Origin of the sequence: Pseudomonas sp. BP01 (assembly GCF_022760795.1) — a bacterium.
GTDB classification, from domain to species: Bacteria; Pseudomonadota; Gammaproteobacteria; order Pseudomonadales; family Pseudomonadaceae; genus Aquipseudomonas; species Aquipseudomonas putida_Q.
Map to the genome: position 1 here is coordinate 88,594 of NZ_JAFBKA010000010.1, position 19,362 is coordinate 107,955.

General features: G+C 63.2%; 15 protein-coding genes. 6 read left to right on the forward strand and 9 right to left on the reverse strand.

The features are described 5' to 3' along the window. Positions 1-86 precede the first annotated feature (86 nt). The 3 genes from JOY50_RS11340 to arcD (JOY50_RS11350) all read right to left on the reverse strand — a co-directional run bounded on the left by JOY50_RS11340 (position 87) and on the right by arcD (JOY50_RS11350) (position 3,890). Entirely contained in the window at positions 87-1,097 is a 1,011-nt protein-coding gene (locus JOY50_RS11340) for an ornithine carbamoyltransferase (protein WP_016485079.1), read from the reverse strand. 69 nt (positions 1,098-1,166) lie between these two features. After that, positions 1,167-2,429, reverse strand: coding sequence for an arginine deiminase (gene arcA, locus JOY50_RS11345; protein WP_019471749.1), 1,263 nt, complete (start codon positions 2,427-2,429; stop codon positions 1,167-1,169). Between the two features lie 33 nt (positions 2,430-2,462). Beyond that, positions 2,463-3,890, reverse strand: a complete 1,428-nt coding sequence (arcD, locus tag JOY50_RS11350) for an arginine-ornithine antiporter (RefSeq protein ID WP_019471748.1) — start codon at positions 3,888-3,890, stop codon at positions 2,463-2,465. Positions 3,891-4,326: 436 nt separating this feature from the next. Between arcD (JOY50_RS11350) and arcD (JOY50_RS11355) the strand changes: the two genes are divergently transcribed. Next, positions 4,327-5,754, forward strand: coding sequence for an arginine-ornithine antiporter (gene arcD, locus JOY50_RS11355; RefSeq protein ID WP_019471747.1), 1,428 nt, complete (start codon positions 4,327-4,329; stop codon positions 5,752-5,754). Here the strand turns inward: arcD (JOY50_RS11355) and JOY50_RS11360 are convergent. From JOY50_RS11360 to gap, 6 genes are all read right to left on the reverse strand, one after another. Beyond that, positions 5,734-6,147 carry a YbaN family protein gene (locus JOY50_RS11360; protein ID WP_019471746.1) on the reverse strand — a complete coding sequence of 138 codons (414 nt, stop codon included), beginning with the start codon at positions 6,145-6,147 and terminating at the stop codon, positions 5,734-5,736. The genes arcD (JOY50_RS11355) and JOY50_RS11360 overlap by 21 nt on opposite strands. Positions 6,148-6,201: 54 nt before the next feature. Beyond that, positions 6,202-6,795 (reverse strand): biliverdin-producing heme oxygenase, encoded by a 594-nt coding sequence (locus JOY50_RS11365; protein WP_132843912.1) that lies wholly within the window; start codon positions 6,793-6,795, stop codon positions 6,202-6,204. Between the two features lie 161 nt (positions 6,796-6,956). Further along, positions 6,957-9,545: a TonB-dependent receptor gene (locus JOY50_RS11370; RefSeq protein ID WP_243055188.1), complete on the reverse strand. Its 2,589-nt coding sequence runs from the start codon at positions 9,543-9,545 to the stop codon at positions 6,957-6,959. A 126-nt stretch (positions 9,546-9,671) separates the two neighbouring features. After that, positions 9,672-10,634: a FecR domain-containing protein gene (locus tag JOY50_RS11375; RefSeq protein ID WP_132843906.1), complete on the reverse strand. Its 963-nt coding sequence runs from the start codon at positions 10,632-10,634 to the stop codon at positions 9,672-9,674. A gap of 88 nt (positions 10,635-10,722) precedes the next feature. Beyond that, positions 10,723-11,235: an RNA polymerase sigma factor gene (locus JOY50_RS11380; RefSeq protein ID WP_003255059.1), complete on the reverse strand. Its 513-nt coding sequence runs from the start codon at positions 11,233-11,235 to the stop codon at positions 10,723-10,725. 248 nt (positions 11,236-11,483) lie between these two features. Next, entirely contained in the window at positions 11,484-12,485 is a 1,002-nt protein-coding gene (gap, locus tag JOY50_RS11385; RefSeq protein ID WP_243055189.1) for a type I glyceraldehyde-3-phosphate dehydrogenase, read from the reverse strand. A 264-nt stretch (positions 12,486-12,749) separates the two neighbouring features. Here gap and edd point away from each other — a divergent pair, with 264 nt between their 5' ends. The 5 genes from edd (at position 12,750) to JOY50_RS11410 (ending at position 19,301) form a co-directional block, all read left to right on the forward strand. Continuing rightward, positions 12,750-14,576 (forward strand): phosphogluconate dehydratase, encoded by a 1,827-nt coding sequence (gene edd, locus JOY50_RS11390; RefSeq protein WP_132843904.1) that lies wholly within the window; start codon positions 12,750-12,752, stop codon positions 14,574-14,576. Continuing rightward, complete coding sequence (locus tag JOY50_RS11395; RefSeq protein WP_132843901.1) at positions 14,573-15,535, forward strand: glucokinase; 963 nt, start codon at positions 14,573-14,575, stop codon at positions 15,533-15,535. Before edd ends, JOY50_RS11395 begins: the two co-directional genes overlap by 4 nt. Before the next feature lie 126 nt (positions 15,536-15,661). Next, positions 15,662-16,387, forward strand: a complete 726-nt coding sequence (gltR, locus tag JOY50_RS11400; RefSeq protein ID WP_132843898.1) for a two-component system response regulator GltR — start codon at positions 15,662-15,664, stop codon at positions 16,385-16,387. Next, the gene (locus JOY50_RS11405; RefSeq protein WP_243055190.1) at positions 16,368-17,822 is read left to right on the forward strand and encodes an ATP-binding protein; all 1,455 of its coding nucleotides are present in this window, start codon (positions 16,368-16,370) and stop codon (positions 17,820-17,822) included. The genes gltR and JOY50_RS11405 overlap by 20 nt, the downstream gene beginning before the upstream one ends. Before the next feature lie 228 nt (positions 17,823-18,050). Continuing rightward, positions 18,051-19,301 carry an AGE family epimerase/isomerase gene (locus tag JOY50_RS11410; protein WP_243055191.1) on the forward strand — a complete coding sequence of 417 codons (1,251 nt, stop codon included), beginning with the start codon at positions 18,051-18,053 and terminating at the stop codon, positions 19,299-19,301. Positions 19,302-19,362: the final 61 nt, after the last annotated feature.

Below are 19,362 nucleotides of genomic sequence, written 5' to 3' on the forward strand. Positions count from 1 at the left end.
CAGATGGGGTGAGCACCTCGATCCCTTGTGGGAGCTGGCTTGCCTGCATCGCCGGCAAGCCAGCTCCCACAGGAGCGGGGTGGTTGTCAGAGGTCAGCCAGGGTCGAAACCAGGATCGCCTTGATGGTGTGCATGCGGTTTTCCGCCTGCTCGAAGGCGATGCAGGCCGGCGACTCGAACACGTCGTCAGTCACTTCGATGCCGTTGGCCAGGTCCGGGTACTGTTCGGCGATCTGCTTGCCTACCTTGGTGTCGGAGTTGTGGAACGCCGGCAGGCAGTGCATGAACTTGGTCCGTGGGTTGCCAGTGGACTTCATCAGCTCGGCATTCACCTGGTAAGGCTTGAGCTGCTTGATGCGCTCACCCCAGGCTTCGATCGGCTCGCCCATCGATACCCACACGTCGGTATGGACAAAGTCCACACCCTTGACCGCCGCTTTAGGGTCTTCGGTGAGGGTGATGCGGGCGCCGCTTTCCTCAGCGTATTTCTTGCAGCGCTCGACCAGATCGTCATGTGGCCACAGTGCCTTGGGCGCCGCGATGCGCACGTCCATGCCGAGCTTGGCGCCAATCAGCAGCAGCGAGTTACCCATGTTGTTGCGGGCGTCGCCCAGGTAGGCGTAGCTGATGTCATGCAGCGGCTTGTCGCTGTGCTCACGCATGGTCAGCACGTCGGCGATCATCTGGGTGGGGTGGTATTCATCGGTCAGGCCGTTGAACACCGGCACGCCAGCGAACTTGGCCAGCTCTTCAACGATTTCCTGCTTGAAGCCACGGTACTCGATAGCGTCGTACATGCGCCCGAGCACGCGGGCGGTGTCTTTCATGCTCTCTTTGTGGCCGATCTGCGAAGAGTTGGGGTCGATGTAGGTGACGTTGGCGCCTTGGTCGTAGGCCGCCACTTCGAAGGCGCAGCGGGTACGGGTGGAGGTTTTTTCGAAGATCAGCGCGATGTTGTTGCCCTTCAGGTGCTGCTGCTCGGTGCCAGTGTACTTGGCACGCTTGAGGTCGCGGGACAGGTCCAGCAGGTAGCGCAGCTCGCGGGTGGTGTGGTGTTCCAGGCTGAGCAGGTTGCGGTTGTGAATGTTGAACGCCATGATTGCTTCTCCTTGAGTTCGGTAGTGTCCCGGCCGGCACTTTGTGGGCGCGGCCGGGTGCAATGGTCGTTAGTAGTCGATCGGGTCACGCACAATCGGGCAGGTCATGCAGTGGCCGCCGCCACGGCCCCGGCCCAGTTCGCCGGCGCTGATGGTGATGACCTCGATGCCGGCCTTGCGCAGCAGGGTGTTGGTGTAGGTGTTGCGGTCATAGCCGATGACCACGCCCGGCTCGATGGCCACCACGTTGTTGCCGTCATCCCATTGTTCGCGCTCGGCGGCAAAGCTGTTGCCGCCGGTCTCGACCACGCGCAGCTTGTCTTTCTTGCCCAGCAACTGCTCGGATACCACCTCGAGGAACGAGGCATCCTGCGGCGCGATGTTCATGCCATAGGGCTTGCTGGAATCGGGGGTGATGATGAATGGCTTGATCTCTTTCACCACCTCCGGGAATACCGTTACCAGGTCGCGGTCGCAGAAGCTGAACACGGTGTCCAGGTGCATCGCTGCGCGGGACTTCGGCAGGCCAGCGACGATGACCTTCTCGGCCGCGCCTTTCTCGAACAGGTTCTGAGCCAATTGGCCGATGGCATGGCGCGAGGTCCGCTCACCCATGCCGATCAGCACGATGCCCTTGCCGACCGGCATAACGTCGCCGCCCTCGAGGGTGGCGTTACCGTGATCCTTGTCCGGGTCGCCATACCAGACCTGGAAGTCGGCACCGGTGAATTCCTTGTGGAACTTGTAAATGGCTGTGGTCAGCAGGGTTTCCTGGCGTCGCGCAGGCCAGTACATCGGGTTGAGCGTCACGCCACCGTAGATCCAGCAGGTGGTGTCACGGGTGAACTGGGTGTTGGGCAGCGGCGGCAGAATGAAGCTGGAGTGGCCCAGATACTTGTTGTACATCTTGATCACTTCGGCGCCTTCGCTTACTGGAAGGTCCTGGCCTGCCACGCCGCCAATCAGGAACTCCGCCAGGTGGCGTGGTTCCAGCCCTTCGAGCCAGCTACGCACCTCGTTGGTCAGGCCGACACCCACGGTGTCAGAGGTAATCTTGCGGTCAAGGATCCACTTGAGGGCTTCGGGTTGCTGCACGATGTCGGTCAGCAGGTTGTGCATCTCCAGCACATCCACGCCGCGCTCGCGCATCTTGGTGACAAAGTCGAAATGGTCGCGCTTGGCCTGGTCGACCCAGATCACATCGTCGAACAGCAATTCGTCACAGTTGCTCGGCGTCAGGCGCTTGTGCGCCAGGCCCGGCGAGCAAACCATCACTTTGCGCAGTTTGCCGGCTTCGGAGTGGACACCGTACTTCTGTTTTTCAGCGGACATGGTTTCATTCCTCCAATTGAACGAAGACGTGGATCAAAGCGTCAGGAAGCCGTCATACAGGCCAAAGGCTGCCACCAGGGCGCCGATGACCACGGCTGCGAAGATCAGTTTTTCCACGTTGGTGAAGACAGGTTGGCCTACTTCACGCTTGGCCTTGGCGAACAGGATGGCGCCAGGTGCGTAGAGCAGGGCCGAGAGCAGCAGGTATTTCACGCCGCCTGCGTACAGCAGCCAGAGGGCGTACAGCAGGGCGATGCCGCCGATGATCAGGTCCTTCTTGCGTTCGGCCAGGGCCTGTTCGTAGGTTTCGCTGCGCAGTGCCAGCAGGAACGCATAGGCCGCCGACCACAGGTAAGGCACCAGGATCATCGAGGTGGCGAGGTAGATCAGCGACAGGTAGGTACTGTTGGAGAACAGCGTGATCACCAGGAAGATCTGCACCATGGCATTGGTCAGCCACAGGGCGTTGGCCGGTACCTGGTTGGCGTTTTCGCGGCGCAGGAACTCCGGCATGGTGTGGTCTTTGGCGGCGGCGAACATGATCTCGGCGCACAGCAGTACCCACGACAGCAGGGCCCCCAGCAGCGAGATGATCAGGCCGACGCTGATCAGCACCGCGCCCCAGTGGCCGACCACATGCTCCAGTACGGCAGCCATCGACGGGTTCTGCAGCTTGGCCAGTTCCGGTTGGGTCATGATGCCCAGCGACAGCACGTTGACCAGCACCAGGAACAGCAGCACGGTGACAAAGCCGATGACCGTGGCCTTGCCCACGTCAGAGCGCTTTTCCGCCCGGGACGAGAAGATGCTCGCGCCCTCGATGCCGATGAACACCCACACGGTGACCAGCATCATGTTGCGCACCTGATTCATCACACTGCCCAACTCTGGCGTACCCAAAGCCCAGATGTCGGCGGTGAAGATGTCGAGCCTGAAGGCAAACAGGCAGATCAGCGCGAACAGCACCAGCGGCACCACTTTGGCCACGGTGGTGACCAGGTTGATGAATGCGGCTTCCTTGATGCCGCGCAGCACCAGGAAGTGCACCGCCCACAACAGCACCGACGCGCCAATGATGGCGGCTGGCGTGTTGCCTTCACCGAAGATCGGGAAGAAGTAACCCAAGGTGCTGAACAGCAGCACGAAGTAGCCGACGTTACCCAGCCAGGCACTGATCCAGTAGCCCCAGGCCGAGGAAAAGCCCATGTAGTCGCCGAAACCGGCCTTGGCGTAGGCATACACCCCACCATCCAGGTCAGGCTTGCGGTTGGCCAGGGTCTGGAACACGAACGCCAGGGTCAGCATGCCGACCGCAGTGATGCCCCAGCCGATAAGCACGGCGCCAACCCCTGCGCTGGCGGCCATGTTTTGTGGCAACGAGAAGATCCCGCCGCCAATCATCGAGCCGACGACAAGTGCAACTAACGCGCCGAGCTTTAGTTTTCCGGATGAATCAGACATTTAACAACTCCTGCCAGGAGAAAGTTGACGTCAGCATAAATCCGACGCCGTTGCCGTAAGCTGACTTGTGTCAGTTTAAGGCGACGTGAAGGTAGGAAATTTCCTTCACGGGTGCTCCTGGAGAGTGCCGACAGCTTAAGCTGCAAGCCTTGCCCGCTGGCACCTCCATGTCTTTCTAGAGCAAACGCTCTGTTCAGCCTGCGATGCTTGAAGCTAGCCGCTTTTGACGCTTTCGCAAATTTTTCACAATAATTTCGAGTTTTATCAGGAACTGTTCTAGTTGCCGTACAGCTGCTAGCTTTTAAGGAATGGCGCATAGACAAAGCAGTTATGAGTGCTATAGCTTCAATGGCGTGTTCTATTATAAGTAACCACATTTATATGGCCTGCAGGGCTGTTTCAAAGGCATGACAGCGGGTAAAAAAATGGGGGATGCATGAGCGAACCGGGACAGAAGCTGCGCCTGGGCGCGCTGATCGCACTGGTGGTCGGCTCGATGATCGGTGGCGGGATCTTCTCGCTGCCACAGAACATGGCGGCGCGTGCCGATGTCGGGGCGGTGCTGATCGGCTGGTGCATTACCGCCGTCGGCATGCTGGCCCTGGCGTTTGTGTTCCAGACCCTGGCCAACCGCAAGCCGGAACTGGACTCGGGGGTGTACGCCTACGCCAAGGCGGGTTTCGGCGACTACATGGGCTTCTCGTCAGCCTGGGGCTACTGGATCAGCGCCTGGCTGGGCAATGTCGGTTATTTCGTGCTGCTGTTCAGCACCCTGGGCTTCTACTTTCCGGTTTTCGGCGAAGGCAACACGCCGATCGCCATCGGCTGTGCCTCGCTGCTGCTATGGTCAGTCCACTTTCTGGTGCTGCGCGGCATCAAGGAAGCCGCGTTCATCAACCAGGTGACCACCGTGGCCAAGGTGGTGCCGTTGCTGATGTTCGTGGTGATTGCGGCGTTTGCCTTTCGGGCCGATATCTTCACCCGTGACATCTGGGGCTTGAGCAACCCGCAATTCGGCAGCGTGCTGGAGCAGGTGCGCAACATGATGCTGGTGACCGTGTTCGTGTTCATCGGCATCGAGGGCGCCAGCGTATATTCCGGGCGCGCCGAGCGGCGTTCGGACGTGGGCAAGGCCACCGTCATCGGTTTTCTTGGTGTGCTGGCGCTGCTGGTGCTGGTCAACGTGCTTTCGCTGGGGGTGATGACCCAGCCGGAACTGGCCGGGTTGCAGAACCCGTCGCTGGCGTCGGTGCTGGAGCATATCGTCGGCCCTTGGGGGGCCTTGCTGATCAGTCTCGGCCTGGCGGTTTCGCTGCTGGGCGCGTTGCTGTCGTGGGCGTTGCTGTGTGCCGAGATCCTGTTCGCCACGGCGCGGGACAAGACCATGCCGCGCTTTCTGGCCAAGGAAAACGCCAACCATGTGCCCGCTAATGCCCTGTGGCTGACCAACTGCATGATCCAGGGCTTCCTGCTGATTACGCTGTTCTCGGCCGGTACCTACACCAGCCTCATCTACCTGGCCTCGTCGATGATCCTGGTGCCCTACCTGTGGTCTGCGGCGTATGCCGTGCTGCTGGCGGTACGTGCAGACACCTATGCCGGGCAGCCGGGGTTACGGCGCAAGGACTTGCTGGTGGCGCTGGTTGCCTTGCTGTATGCCGTGTGGCTGTTGTATGCCGGCGGGCTCAAGTACCTGCTGCTGTCGGCGCTGCTGTATGCCCCCGGCGTGATCCTGTTCGCCAGGGCCAAGCATGAGCAGGGCCAGACGTTGTTCACCACCTGGGAAAAGCTGATTTTCGCCGCTGTGCTGGCGGGCGCCGGGTTGGCAGCCTACGCCCTGTATTCAGGGTTGCTGAGCTTGTGACGGGGCAGGGCAGGCGTGCTCCGGGCGTGACCAGATCCACAGGTTGCCCAGGGTCATGCCGGCGATTGCCAGGAACACCGGCCAGTGGTGTTCCAGAAACGTCAGCATCAGGCCTGCACACAGCAGCATGCTGATGGTCGCGCTTACCTTGGCCCGGCGCTGGATCACCTTGCCATTGCGCCAGTTGTAGAGGATTGGCCCGAACAGCCGGTGGTTCTCCAGCCAGGCCGACAGGCGCGGCGAACTGCGGGTCGCCGCCCAGGCGGCCAGCAGGATGAATTCGGTGGTCGGCAAACCGGGTATGACGATCGCGACCAAGCCCACCCCAAGGCTCACGTAAGCCAGGATTCCATATAACAGGCGGGCGATCTTCGAGCGGGCAGGTTGGGTCATGGTCTCACTGCAAAAAGCGGTTCGGCCACCGGTAGGGTGGCCGGGTACGGCATATCAGACCAGCGCGGCATCCGCAGCATAGGCATGCTTGAGCAGTTCGGTGAAACGCTCGAAGGCGGCAACTGCACCGCGCTCGGCGGCGGCTTCCTCTTCGGCCGACAGCTGAAGGCCATCGAGGATGCGGGTGAACTGCTTCCAGCCCTCGGCACGGCCACCGGCCGGCTCGCCCAAGTGGCGGGCACCGAAGCTGTCTGACAGTTCCAGGGCCACGGCGCGCTTGATCAGAAACGCAGCGCCCAGTTTGGAGCCTTCGGAGACGAAGATCCAGCCCATTGCCTCGCCCAGGCTCGGGTTGCCCACGGCACCTGGCACGGCGGCCGGCACTTCGGTGTCGAGGTCAGCGAGGTCCAGGCGTGCCTGGTCGGCACGGCAGCGCTCGGCCAGGTCTGGAACGATGGCGATCAGTTTCGGGTCGTTGTACAGGCCTTGCAGCTCGGACTGGAACAGGTACTGGGCAACGACGAAGCGGGCGAAGCTTTCGCGGCTGTCGAAGGGCGCGTGGGATTTGACCAGGGCATCCAGCTCGGCGTGCGGGGCGTGGGTGATCTGGTTCAGGCGCTGGGAGCGCAGGGCTGGGCGTTCGGTCATGGGGGCAGTCCTTGGAAAGAGGGGCGTCTAGATACAAGACGAAACAGCGGCGGCGGGACAGTAAAAAAAACGGGTTTTTTGGCTTGAGAGCGGCAGCGTCTGTGGAATCGAGCGCCGCCCGCGCGGCGCTCGATCTCACAGGCGGTTCAAAGTTAAAGGCTTCAGATATCCCAAACCACATTGATACCGAAGTTGCGCCCCGGCATGGTCAGGCGGTCGATGTTGGCTGGCTGGGTCACAGCCGCTTCACCCTGGCCGTCGTAGCTGCGCACCGAATCCCACTGCCAGTACTTCTTGTCGGTGAGGTTGTACAGGCCGGCGTTGATGGTCACGTCGTCGGTAACCTTGTAGTAGCCGGTCAGGTCCAGCACGCCGTAGCCCGGGGTGCGGAACTTCGAGCTCGAACCATCTGGCGAGTAGAAGCTGGAGTCATCGACACGGGTCTTGCGCTTGACCAGCGTCCAGCTCAGCAGGCCGCCGTAGTTCTGCTGCTCGTAACCGAGGCCGAACACGCCCTTCAGCGGGTTGACGGTGTTCAGCGGCTCACCGGTGTCGTCGTTACGACCATAGGTGTAGGCAATCGAACCCTGGGTATACAGGCCTTGCGGCGCGCCGAAGTGGTCGAGGTTCAGGCGGCCCTTGACCTCGGCACCCTTGATGGTGGCGTGCTTGATGTTGTTGGCCTGGAAGGTTTGTTCCAGATTGGCGCTTTGCACCGCATCTTCGTCGATGAAGTCGCGGTACTTGTTGTAGAACACCGCCACGTCGAAGTTACCCGCGTCGAAGTTGCCACGCAGGCCGGTTTCGTAGCTCTTGCTCTTTTCCGGCTCCAGGCCTGGGTTGCCTTCTACGCGGTAACCTTCCTCAAGGTTCACGAATTTTCCGTACATGGACTTGGCGGTCGGGGTGCGGAAGCCTTCAGCATACTGACCATACCAGGTGTAATTGTCGTTGAAGGCGTAGGTCAGGCCGAACTTGGGCGAGACGCGGTGCCACTTCTTGTCCGAATCGTCCTGGGAGGTGGGCGCTGTGCCGGTGGACTCCAGGCCACGCAGGAATTCGTCGGTGAACTTGGGTTCCATGCGCGTGTAGTCGTAGCGCGCACCGGGCATGAAAGTCCATTTGTTCCAGCGGATTTCATCCTGCACGAACAGGCTGTAGGTGTTCACGGTCGGGTCCGGGAAGTCGCTGACCAGAACCTGGCCGTCTGCCGGGCGTTCGGCGCCGGCGGCGGAGCAACCGGAGCCCACGGCCAGGCAGGTGCCCGTGCCGCTGCGGGTACCCGTGATTTTCTCGTGCTTGATCGTGGTGCCATAGGTCAGCAGGTGGTCGGTGGCGCCGATGCTGAAAGCTTTGTCCAGCTGGGCATCGAACACCCACTGGCGGTCCTTGTAGGTCGTGTCACGGGTGCGCAGTACCTGGCGGCCAGGCGGTGCGTAGACTTCTTCGGTGTGCTGGTCGGTCTTGGCGATCTGGTAGTTGAGGCTCCACTTGACGTGGTCAGCGACCCGCGAATCCAGGCCGAACTCATGGTTGATGCCAAAGCGCTCGCGGGTGATGGTGTCGTTGCCACTGCGCGCCTTGTAGTAGCCCATGCCGCCAAAGCCCGGAATGAACGGCCCACCCACCGCACTGAGGATGTTCTGGTCGCGGTCATCCTTGTAGCGTTCGTAGGTGAAGCCCAGGCGCGCGTCGTCGTCGTAGTTCCAGCCAAGCTTGGCCAGCACGTTGGTAGTGCGCACGTCCATCGGGTTGGCTTCGGTGCGCGACAGGCCGTCACCGCTGTGGTTGCCGTGGGTTTCGGTCTCGTGGCCGTTGCGCTGGCTCAGGTGCAGCAGGCCATCGAAATCACCCTCGCGGCCGGCGACGGTGGCGGAGGTCAGCCAGCTTTCGTCGGCCGAGCTGTAGCCGGTCTTCAGCCGCGCACCCACGTCCTTGCCGGGCTTGATGATGTCGTCGGGGTCGAGGGTGAAGTAGCTCACAGCGCCGCCGATGGCGTTGCTGCCGTACAGCACCGAGGCCGGGCCGCGGAGGATTTCCACGCGCTTGACGATTTCCGGGTCGACGTAGTTGCGTTGGGTCTGGGCGTAGGGGCCGTAGAAGAAGCTGTCCGGGATCGACACACCGTCGACCTGGGTGAGGATACGCTCGCCGTCGATACCACGGATGTTGTAGCCGTTCATGCCGCTGCGCTGACCGGTACCGGCCACCGACACGCCTGGCTCGTAGCGCACCAGGTCCTGGATGTTGTTGACGTTCTGCCGGTCCAGTTGCTCGCGGGTCTGCACGCTGACGGTGCTCGGCACCAGGCTGACGTCCTGGGCGCTACGGGTGGCGCTGACGGTCACCTGTTGCAGGGCGATCACGTTGCCGCTGCTCTGGCGCTCGAGGACCACGTTGCCGTTGCTGATCTTGCGAAAACTCAGCCCGGTACCCTGCAGCAGGCGCTTGAGGGCAGCATCTGGCGGCATCGAGCCTTGCACGCCCGGCGACGCCACGCCGTCGGCCAGCTCGGCGCTGAAGCCGACCTGCCAGCCGGTGACCTGGCTGAAGGCGTTGATCGCCGACACCAGCGGCTGCTGGCCGATGCCGAAGCGGTAGTCACCCATGCGCGGGCTGCTGGCCTGGGCCGGTTCGGCGGCCAGCGCCGACAGGCTGCAAGCGCCGCTGGCGAGCAGGGCCAGGGTCAACAGGGACAGTTGCCCGGTTCGGCGGGGAAGGGTGGACGTGCGGGTAGGACCAGTGGACATCGAAAGCGCTCCCTGATGCGCGGGCTGTTATAGGTGATTGCTGTTCTCGTTTTCAAACAAGAATCAGTTGCATTGGCTATAACGAGACGGGCCGGGCAGGGGGATCGCGTAAAAATAATTACGAGGTCAGTTCAGAATCACCAGCGCAGGGTACTCATGCAGCTGTGCCGAGGTGATGTGGGCCAGTGCGCGCAGGGTTTCCAACGGCTGGTCGAGGCGGTAGTTGCCGGTGACTGCAACGTCTTCGAGCTGGGCATTGCGGTTGATGATCCAGCCGGGATAGTAGCGCCGCACTTCAGCCAGCACCTGGCTCAGCGGGCAATTCTCGAACACCAGGCGGCCGTCGACCCAGGCCAGGTCCTTTTGCATGTCGGCGCGTTGGCGCTGGCCGAAGCCCTGCGGGCCCACGCTGATGCTGTCGCCGGCACTCAGGCGGATGCGCTGGTCGCGTGCCCCTTGCAGGTCGACATCGCCGCGTTGCACCCGCACCTGGGCCTCGCCATCGAGGTAACGCACGGCAAAGTCGGTATCGCGCACCTGTGCGCGCAACGGCCCGGCCTCGACCTCAAGTGGCAGCGGCGCACCTTCGGGTATCTGGAAGTAGGCCTCACCCTGCAGCAGCCGGGCGACCTGGCGGCCGTCCCGGCGGTCGCTGGCAAATGCCGAGTTGGTGTTGAGCAGCACTTTTGCACCGTCTTCCAGTTGCAGGCGCTGGCGCTCGCCTACCACGGTCAGGTGGTCGGCCTGCAGGCGGGTGGGCAGGTTGCCGACGGTGAACAGCCCGACCAGCAACACTGCGGCGGTGGCCAGGGGTTTCCAGTGGCTGCGCAGGCGCCCGCGCCACGAGCGGCGTTGCTGCTGATGCATCTGCGTGGCCGCCTGGTGCAACGGCGTACCGTTCCACAGTGCTTCTGCCTCGACATAGGCCTCGGCGTTTTCCGGCGCGGCGCTCAGCCAGGCTTCAAAGGCCTGGGTGTCTGCGGCATCTGCGCATTGCAGGCGCACCAGCCAGTCCAGCGCCTCGTCCATGGCACGAGCACGGGCGCTTGGCCCGGCAGGTGACGGGCGAGGGGCAGGGCTGTCGGTCACGGTGAATCCTTGAATGGTTTTTTGCGAATGATCAAGGCTAAGACGGGGTGTGGCAAGGGCTTTGCGTTGCCGTTCGCCTGCGGTCAGCTTACTTGAGGCGTTCGGCAACACCCATGCAGATCGCCATGATGAGTTTCAGTTCCTTTTGCACCGTACTGGGCGAAACACTGAGTTGTTCGGCAATTTCCAGGTAGGTGGCGCCATGCAGGCGGCTGAGGATGAAAATGCGCTGCTGGCGTTCGCTCAGCTGGTTGAGGCTGACACTCAGGTGCTTGAGCAACTGCTCGGCATGGGCGGCATCCTCGCTGCTGGTGGCGGGGGCGGCCACGCTGTGCAGCACTTCGTCGGGCACGTCGTCGACCAGCATGCGTGCCTGCACGCGGCGTGCGCGCAGGTGGTCCAGTGCCAGGTTGCGCGCGGTCTGGAACACGAATGGCTCGATGTGCTCGATGGGCCGCTCGCCCAGGGCGCGGGACACCCGCAGGTAGGTTTCCTGCAGCAGGTCTTCGGCCGTGCTGGGGTTGCCGACCATGCGCTGCAAGGTGCGCAACAGGGTAAGGCGCTGGACGAGAAAGACGGAGTTGAACCGGGACTGACTCACGGGGGGACCTGGCCGACGAAAGGTTAATGATAATGCTTATCATCCGTGCCGTTGGTCAAGTGTGGATGTGTTAGGAAATGGTAAAGATTGTGAGCCCCCGCCCTATGCGGTCCCCTGTGGGAGCGGCCTTGTGTCGCGATGGGCTGCGCAGCAGCCCCCTGCAATATGTGTTGTGTAGCTGAGATTGTGGGGCTGCTGCGCAGCCCATCGCGACACAAGGCACGCTCCTACAGGGAGCGTGCCAGATCTTAGCGGGCCTGCCACAACGCCAGGCAGTTATCCAGCATGCGGTTGCTGAACGCCCACTCGTTGTCATACCACGCCAGCACCTTGAGCATGCGCCCGTTGGCCCGGGTATGGTTGGCATCGAAAATCGACGACAGCGGGTTGTGGTTGAAATCGCAGGAAACCAATGGCAACGCGTTGTAGCCCAATACCTTGGAATGCTGGCTGGCTTCAAGGAACAGCTGGTTGACCTGCTCGGCCGTGGCCTCGCGCTTGAGGTTGACGGTGAGGTCCACCAGCGACACGTTGATCACCGGTACCCGCACTGCCATACCGGTCAGCTTGCCGGCCAGCTCCGGCAGCACCAGGCCCACGGCCTCGGCGGCACCGGTCTTGCTCGGGATCATCGACTGGGTGGCCGAGCGCGCGCGGTACGGGTCGCTGTGGTACATGTCGGTCAGCACCTGGTCGTTGGTGTAGGCATGAATGGTGGTCATCAGGCCTTGCTCGATGCCGAACTCGCGGTGCAGCACCTGGGCGATCGGCGCCAGGCAGTTGGTGGTGCAGGAGGCGTTGGAAATGACCTGATGCGAGGCCCGCAGGATGTCATGGTTGACCCCGTACACGACGGTGGCATCGGCACCCTTGGCCGGCGCCGAGACAATCACCTTGCCAGCCCCTGCAGCAAGGTGTGCAGCGGCCTTGGCGCGGTCGGTGAACAGCCCTGTGCACTCGAACACCACGTCGATCGCCTCGGCCTTCCAGGGCAGTTCGGCCGGGTTGCGGATGGCACTGACCGCGATACGGTCACCGTTGACCGTGAGGCTTTCGTGGTCGGCCTCCACCGTGGCGTCGAACGTGCCGTGCACGCTGTCGTACTTGAGCAGGTGGGCATTCATGGCGCTGTCGCCCAGGTCGTTGATGGCGACGACCTGCAGGTCCTGGCGGTAGCCTTGGGTATACAGTGCGCGCAGGACGTTGCGCCCGATGCGGCCGAATCCATTGATGGCGATGCGTAGGGTCATGGCAGTACCTCTGGCAGTCCGAGTGAAACCTGTGGCAAAAAGGAGCTTCACTGAAACGGTTTTGTTGTTGGAATTACAAGATTATTCACTGGCTGATAGAAAACAAGCCTTTTTAGTGGCAGTATTTTGTTTAAACATACAACGAGTGGTTGGGCGATGTGCCTCCACCGATGCAGCAGGCTCCTTAGCTTGAGCCTAGGCCGCAATCGTTTGGAGGGGAAATGCCCGGTAAACCGCCCTTACAATTAGCCTGGAGTCCAGTACATGCATCCGCGCATCCTTGAGGTCACCCAGCGGCTGATCGAACGCAGCCGTGCCACCCGCGAACGCTACCTGCAGCTGATTCGCGGGGCGGCCAGTGAAGGCCCCATGCGTGCCAGCCTGCAGTGCGCCAACTTCGCCCATGGCGTGGCCGGCTGTGGCAGCGAGGACAAGCAGACGCTGCGCCTGATGAACGCGGCCAACGTGGCTATCGTCTCGGCCTACAACGACATGTTGTCTGCCCACCAGCCGTACCTGCACTTCCCCGAGCAGATCAAGCAGGCCCTGCGTGAGGTCGGTTCGGTCGGGCAGTTCGCCGGGGGCGTGCCGGCCATGTGCGACGGCGTGACCCAGGGTGAGCCTGGCATGGAGCTGGCCATCGCCAGCCGCGAAGTGATCGCCATGTCCACGGCGGTAGCGCTGTCGCACAACATGTTCGATGCCGCGCTGATGCTGGGCATCTGCGACAAGATCGTCCCAGGCCTGATGATGGGCGCGCTGCGCTTCGGCCACCTGCCGACCATCTTCGTCCCGGGCGGGCCGATGGTGTCGGGCATTTCCAACAAGCAGAAAGCCGACGTGCGCCAGCGTTATGCGGAAGGCAAGGCCAGCCGTGAAGAGTTGCTGGAGTCGGAGATGAACTCCTATCACAGCCCGGGTACCTGCACCTTCTACGGCACCGCCAATACCAACCAGCTGGTGATGGAAGTGATGGGCCTGCACCTGCCGGGCGCCTCGTTCGTCAACCCGTACACGCCGCTGCGCGACGCGCTTACCGCCGAGGCCGCGCAGCAGGTGACGCGCATGACCAAGGCCAGCGGCAGCTTCATGCCGCTGGGCGAAATCGTCGACGAAAAGGCACTGGTCAATTCCATCGTTGCCCTGCACGCCACGGGTGGCTCGACCAACCACACCCTGCACATCCCGGCGATTGCCCAGGCGGCAGGTATCCAGCTGACCTGGCAGGACATGGCTGACCTCTCCGAGGTGGTGCCAACCCTGTCCCACGTCTACCCCAACGGCAAGGCCGACATCAATCACTTCCAGGCTGCCGGTGGCATGGCCTTCCTGATTCGCGAGCTGCTGGATGCCGGGCTGCTGCACGAAGACGTCAACACCGTGGCCGGCCACGGCCTGCGCCGCTACACCCAGGAACCGTTCCTGGACGATGGCAAGCTGGTGTGGCGCGAGGGGCCGCAACAGAGCCTGGACGAAAGCATCCTGCGCCCGGTGGCGCGGCCGTTCTCGGCCGAAGGCGGCCTGCGGGTGATGGAAGGCAACCTGGGCCGTGGCGTGATGAAGGTGTCTGCTGTCGCCCCCGAGCACCAGGTGGTCGAAGCCCCGGCGCGCGTGTTCCAGGACCAGCAGTCGCTGGCCGATGCGTTCAAGGCCGGCGAGCTGGAGCGTGACTTTGTCGCCGTGGTGCGCTTCCAGGGCCCGCGTTGCAACGGCATGCCCGAATTACACAAGCTCACACCGTTCCTCGGTGTGCTGCAGGACCGTGGCTACAAGGTAGCGCTGGTCACCGACGGGCGCATGTCTGGCGCCTCGGGCAAGATCCCGGCGGCCATCCACGTTTGCCCCGAGGCTTATGATGGCGGCCCGCTGGCACGGGTGCGCGATGGTGATATCGTGCGGGTCGATGGTGTCGAAGGCACATTGCGGGTGATGGTGTCGGCCGAAGAACTGGCCAGCCGCGACCTGCCGCCGGCCCCCCAGGGCAATGACCTGGGCTGCGGGCGCGAGCTGTTCGGCTTCATGCGCATGGCGTTCAGCCCGGCAGAACAGGGCGCGAGTGCCTTTACCTCGGCCCTGGAGAACCTCAAATGAAGGACCTGCTGGTTGGCGACATTGGCGGCACCAATGCCCGTTTTGCGTTATGGCGTGACAACCAGCTGCATGAGGTAAAAGTCTTTGCCACTGCGGACTACACCAGCCCGGAGCAGGCCATCGAGGCTTACCTCGAAGGCCAAGGCATAGCCCGCGGCGGCCTGGCGGCTGTATGCCTGGCGGTAGCCGGGCCGGTCGATGGCGATGAATTTCGCTTTACCAACAACCATTGGCGCCTGAGCCGTACGGCTTTCTGCAAGACCTTGCAGGTTGAACGGCTGTTGCTGATCAACGATTTCACCGCCATGGCGCTGGGCATGACCCGCCTGCGCGAAGGGGAGTTCCGCGAGGTGTGCCCTGGTCAGGCTGACCCGTTGCGGCCTGCGCTGGTGATCGGGCCAGGCACTGGCCTGGGCGTGGGTTCGCTGCTGCGCGTGGCCGAACAGCGCTGGCAGGCCTTGCCGGGGGAGGGCGGCCATGTCGACCTGCCGGTGGGCAATGCGCGCGAAGCGGCAATCCACCAACAGATCCACGGGCAGATCGGCCATGTCAGTGCCGAGACCGTGCTCAGTGGCGGTGGCCTGGTGCGGCTGTACCAGGCAATCTGTGCACTGGATGGCGACACACCCAGGCACAAGACCCCGGCGCAGATTACCGATGCGGCGCTGGGCGGCGAGCCACGGGCGCTGGCGGTGGTCGAGCAGTTCTGCCGGTTCCTTGGGCGTGTGGCGGGTAACAACGTGCTCACGCTGGGCGCGCGAGGCGGGGTCTATATTGTCGGCGGCGTCATTCCCCGCTTTGCCGAACTGTTCCTGCGTAGCGGTTTTGCCACGAGTTTTGCCGACAAGGGCTGCATGAGTGGCTATTTCGCTGGCGTGCCGGTGTGGCTGGTAACCGCAGAGTTTTCCGGCTTGCTGGGCTCCGGTGTGGCCTTGCAGCAGGCCTTGGACCACAGATAAGTGTCAGCGGGCCGCGGCGCGGCCTGTGGGAGCGGCCTTGCGTCGCGATGGGCTGCAAGGCAGCCCCAGAAGGCAACACCCGACAGCAGGCAAAAAGACCTGCAAACAACAAGAGGAAGGACCACCTTGAGCACTGCCGGCAAATCGATCCTGATGGTCGACGACGACCAGGAAATCCGCGAACTGCTGCAAACCTACCTGAGCCGCTCCGGCTTCCAGGTGCATGCCGAAGCCGATGGAAAGGGCTTTCGCCGCGCCCTGGAAACCACCCCCTGCGACCTGGTCATTCTCGACGTCATGCTGCCCGACGAAGACGGCTTCAGCCTGTGCCGCTGGGTGCGCCAGCACCCGCGCCAGGCACGCGTGCCGATCATCATGCTCACCGCCAGCTCCGACGAAGCCGACCGGGTCATTGGCCTGGAGCTGGGCGCCGACGACTACCTCGGCAAACCCTTCAGCCCTCGGGAACTGCAAGCAAGGATCAAGGCCCTGCTGCGCCGCGCCGAATTCGGCCAGTCGGCGCCGGGCAGTGCCGTGCTGGCCTTCGACGACTGGCGCCTGGACACGGTCAGCCACCGTCTGTTCCACCACGACGGCGAAGAGGTGATTCTGTCCGGCGCCGACTTCGCCCTGCTCAAACTGTTCCTCGACCATCCGCAGCAGATTCTTGACCGCGACACCATCGGCAACGCCACCCGTGGTCGCGAGCCGATGCCGCTGGACCGTATCGTCGACATGGCGGTAAGCCGCCTGCGTCAGCGACTGCGCGATACCGACAAGCCCCCCCGGCTGATCCGCACGGTACGCGGCAGCGGCTACCTGTTGGCGGCGCATGTCTGCAGTGCGCCCTGAACGGCGCTGGCGCCTGCTGCCGCGCTCGCTGCTGGGGCGCATGCTGCTGCTGACCCTGCTGGTGGTGCTGCTGGCCCAAGGCTTGTCGAGCATCATCTGGGTGGCCCAGTTGCGTGCCAGCCAGCTGCAGGGCCTGCGCGCCAGCGCCAGCAGCCTGGCCCATTCGATGAGCGCCAGTGTCAGTTACTTCCGCTCGCTGCCGGTAGCCTATCGGCCCATGGTGCTCGACCAGTTGCGCAGCATGGGCGGCACGCGCTTTTTCGTCTCGCTCAACGCCAAGCCGCTGGACATGTCGGTGCTGCCCATTACCCCACGCAAGCAGGCGGTGATCGATGTGTTCCAGCAGGTGCTGCACGAGCGCCTGGGTTCGCAGATGGACATTTCCGTCGAGTTCGTCGGGCCTGACGACCTGCGCATTTTCAACAGCGGCCTGAAACTCGACGAGCTGCCACGCTCCTGGGCGCATTACTCACTAACCCTGGAGCCGCTCAACCCGCCCGTGCTGGTGACGCAGATCCGCCTGGGCGAGGACGAGTGGCTGTACATTGCCTCGCTGTTGCCCGAGCCCTATACCAGCCTTGAGGCCGAACGCCTGCCACGGCAACAGATCGGTTTCATCGTGCTCACCACCGCCTTGCTGCTGTTGTTCATCGGTTTGCTGGTGCACTGGCAGAGCTGGCCACTCAAGCGCCTGGCGCGCGCTGCGCGAGAGATGTCGCTGGGCGCCGATGTAGCGCCGGTGGCTGAAGGTGGTGGTAGCGAAGTGGTCGAAGTAAGCCGGGCATTCAACAGCATGCGTGAGCGCATCAGCCGCTACCTGACCGAACGCAGCCAGCTGTTCAGCGCCATCTCCCACGACCTGCGCACGCCGATCACACGCTTGCGGCTGCGTGTCGAACTGCTGGAGGACGAGCGCCTGCAGGCCAAGTTCAGCCAGGACCTGGACGAGCTGGAGCTGCTGGTGAAAGGTGCGCTGCAGTGCGTGAAGGACACCGATATCCACGAGAACATAGAGCCGGTCGACCTCAACCAGGTGCTGGAGATTCTGGCAGAGCCTTATCTGCGTGATGGCCGTATCACCGTCGATGGCCGTGCGCAGGCGCCTTACCCAGGCAAGCCGCTGGCGCTGCGGCGCTGCATCGGCAACCTGATCGACAATGCCATCAAGTACGGCGCGCAGGCGCGGCTGCGCATCATCGACAGTGCCGAGGGCTTTGTGCTGCAGGTGGACGACCAGGGGCCGGGCGTACCGCAGCAGCAGCTGGAGCAAGTGTTCGAGCCGCATTTCCGCCTGGCCGGACAGCAGCAGGGCTATGGGCTGGGGTTGGGTATTGCGCGCAACATTGCCCACAGCCATGGGGGCGAGGTGAGCTTGCTGAACCTGCGCGAAGGCGGGTTGCGGGTGACCCTGTATCTACCGCGGGGCATGGACTGAGCTGTCGTGTTGCCTGCACCGGCCTCTTCGTGGGTGAACCCGCTCCCACAGGGTTTTGCAATAGCTTCGAAGTGTGTGGGGTTCTGTGGGAGCGGGTTTACCCGCGAAGAGGCCGGCACAGGCGAGTCAAATGTCACTGCATAGTGACAAACCCATCTCCCTTCGTGACACCCCGGCCAACCCGGCTGACTAGACTTCGCAGATGACTGGCAAGGATCAAGCTGGCCCATGAACACCCCCAACCTGCCTTCCACCAGCTGGCTCAACGCCCCGGCCCACGCCGCCTGGCGCATGGCCGAAGCACAGCGCCTGCTGGCCTTCGCCAAGGCCGCGAAACTGCCCGACGGCTTCGGCAACCTGGATGCCAAGGGGCAGTTAGCCCCCGACGCCCGTGCCGAAACCATGAACACTGCTCGCATGACCCACTGCTTCGCCCTGGCTCACCTGCAGGGCATACCCGGTTGCCTGGACTACGCGGCACACGGCGTGGCCGCTTTGCGCGGTGCCATGCAGGATGCCGCCTACGGCGGTTGGTTCGCCCACCCCGGTGGCCACGACGATAGCGGCAAGGCGGCTTATCTGCATGCCTTCGTTGCACTGGCCGCCAGCTCGGCAGTGGTGGCGGGCGCTGTCGACGCCCCCGCGCTGTTGGCCGACGCAATCCATGTGATCGAAGCGCATTTCTGGAGCGAAGAAGAAGGCGCCCTGCGGGAAACCTTCTCCCGCGCCTGGCAACTGCCCGAGCCGTACCGTGGCGCCAACAGCAACATGCACGCGACCGAGGCCTTTCTGGCCTTGGCAGACGTCACCGGCAACAGCCTGTGGCTCAAGCGCGCCTTGCGTATTGCCGAGCGCATCATCCGTACCCATGCTGCTGCCAACGGCTACCGGGTCATCGAGCATTTCGACGCCCTCTGGCAGCCACTGCCGCACTACAACCTTGAGCATCCGGCCGACCACTTCCGGCCTTATGGCACCACGCCTGGGCATGCCCTGGAATGGGCGCGGCTGCTGCTGCACCTGGAAGCCAGCCTCGAACGGGCCGGCCTGCAGGCCCCGCAGTGGCTGGCGGAGAGTGCCCGTGCACTGTTCGACGCAGCCTGCCAGCAGGCCTGGAAGGTCGATGGCGCGCCCGGTTTCGTCTACACCCTGGACTGGGCCGGGCAGCCCGTGGTGCATGCGCGCCTGCACTGGGTGCTCGCCGAGGCCTGCGCTGGCGCAGCGGCCCTGTTGCAGCGCACCGGTGAGGCGCAGTACGAGCAGTGGTACCGCACCTGCTGGGATTTCATCGCCAGCCACTTTATCGACAACGTCGGTGGCAGCTGGCACCACGAACTCGATGCCCACAACCAGCCGGCCGGGACCCTCTGGCCGGGCAAGCCCGACCTCTATCACGCCTACCAGGCGCTGCTGCTGCCAGGTTTGCCGCTGGCCCCCAGCCTGGCCAGCAACCTGGCAGGCAATGTAACCAGACGATGACATTCACGCATCGCTTCGTTACCTGGCGAGGCGGGCACGCTGTTTAGACTCCATGCAACGC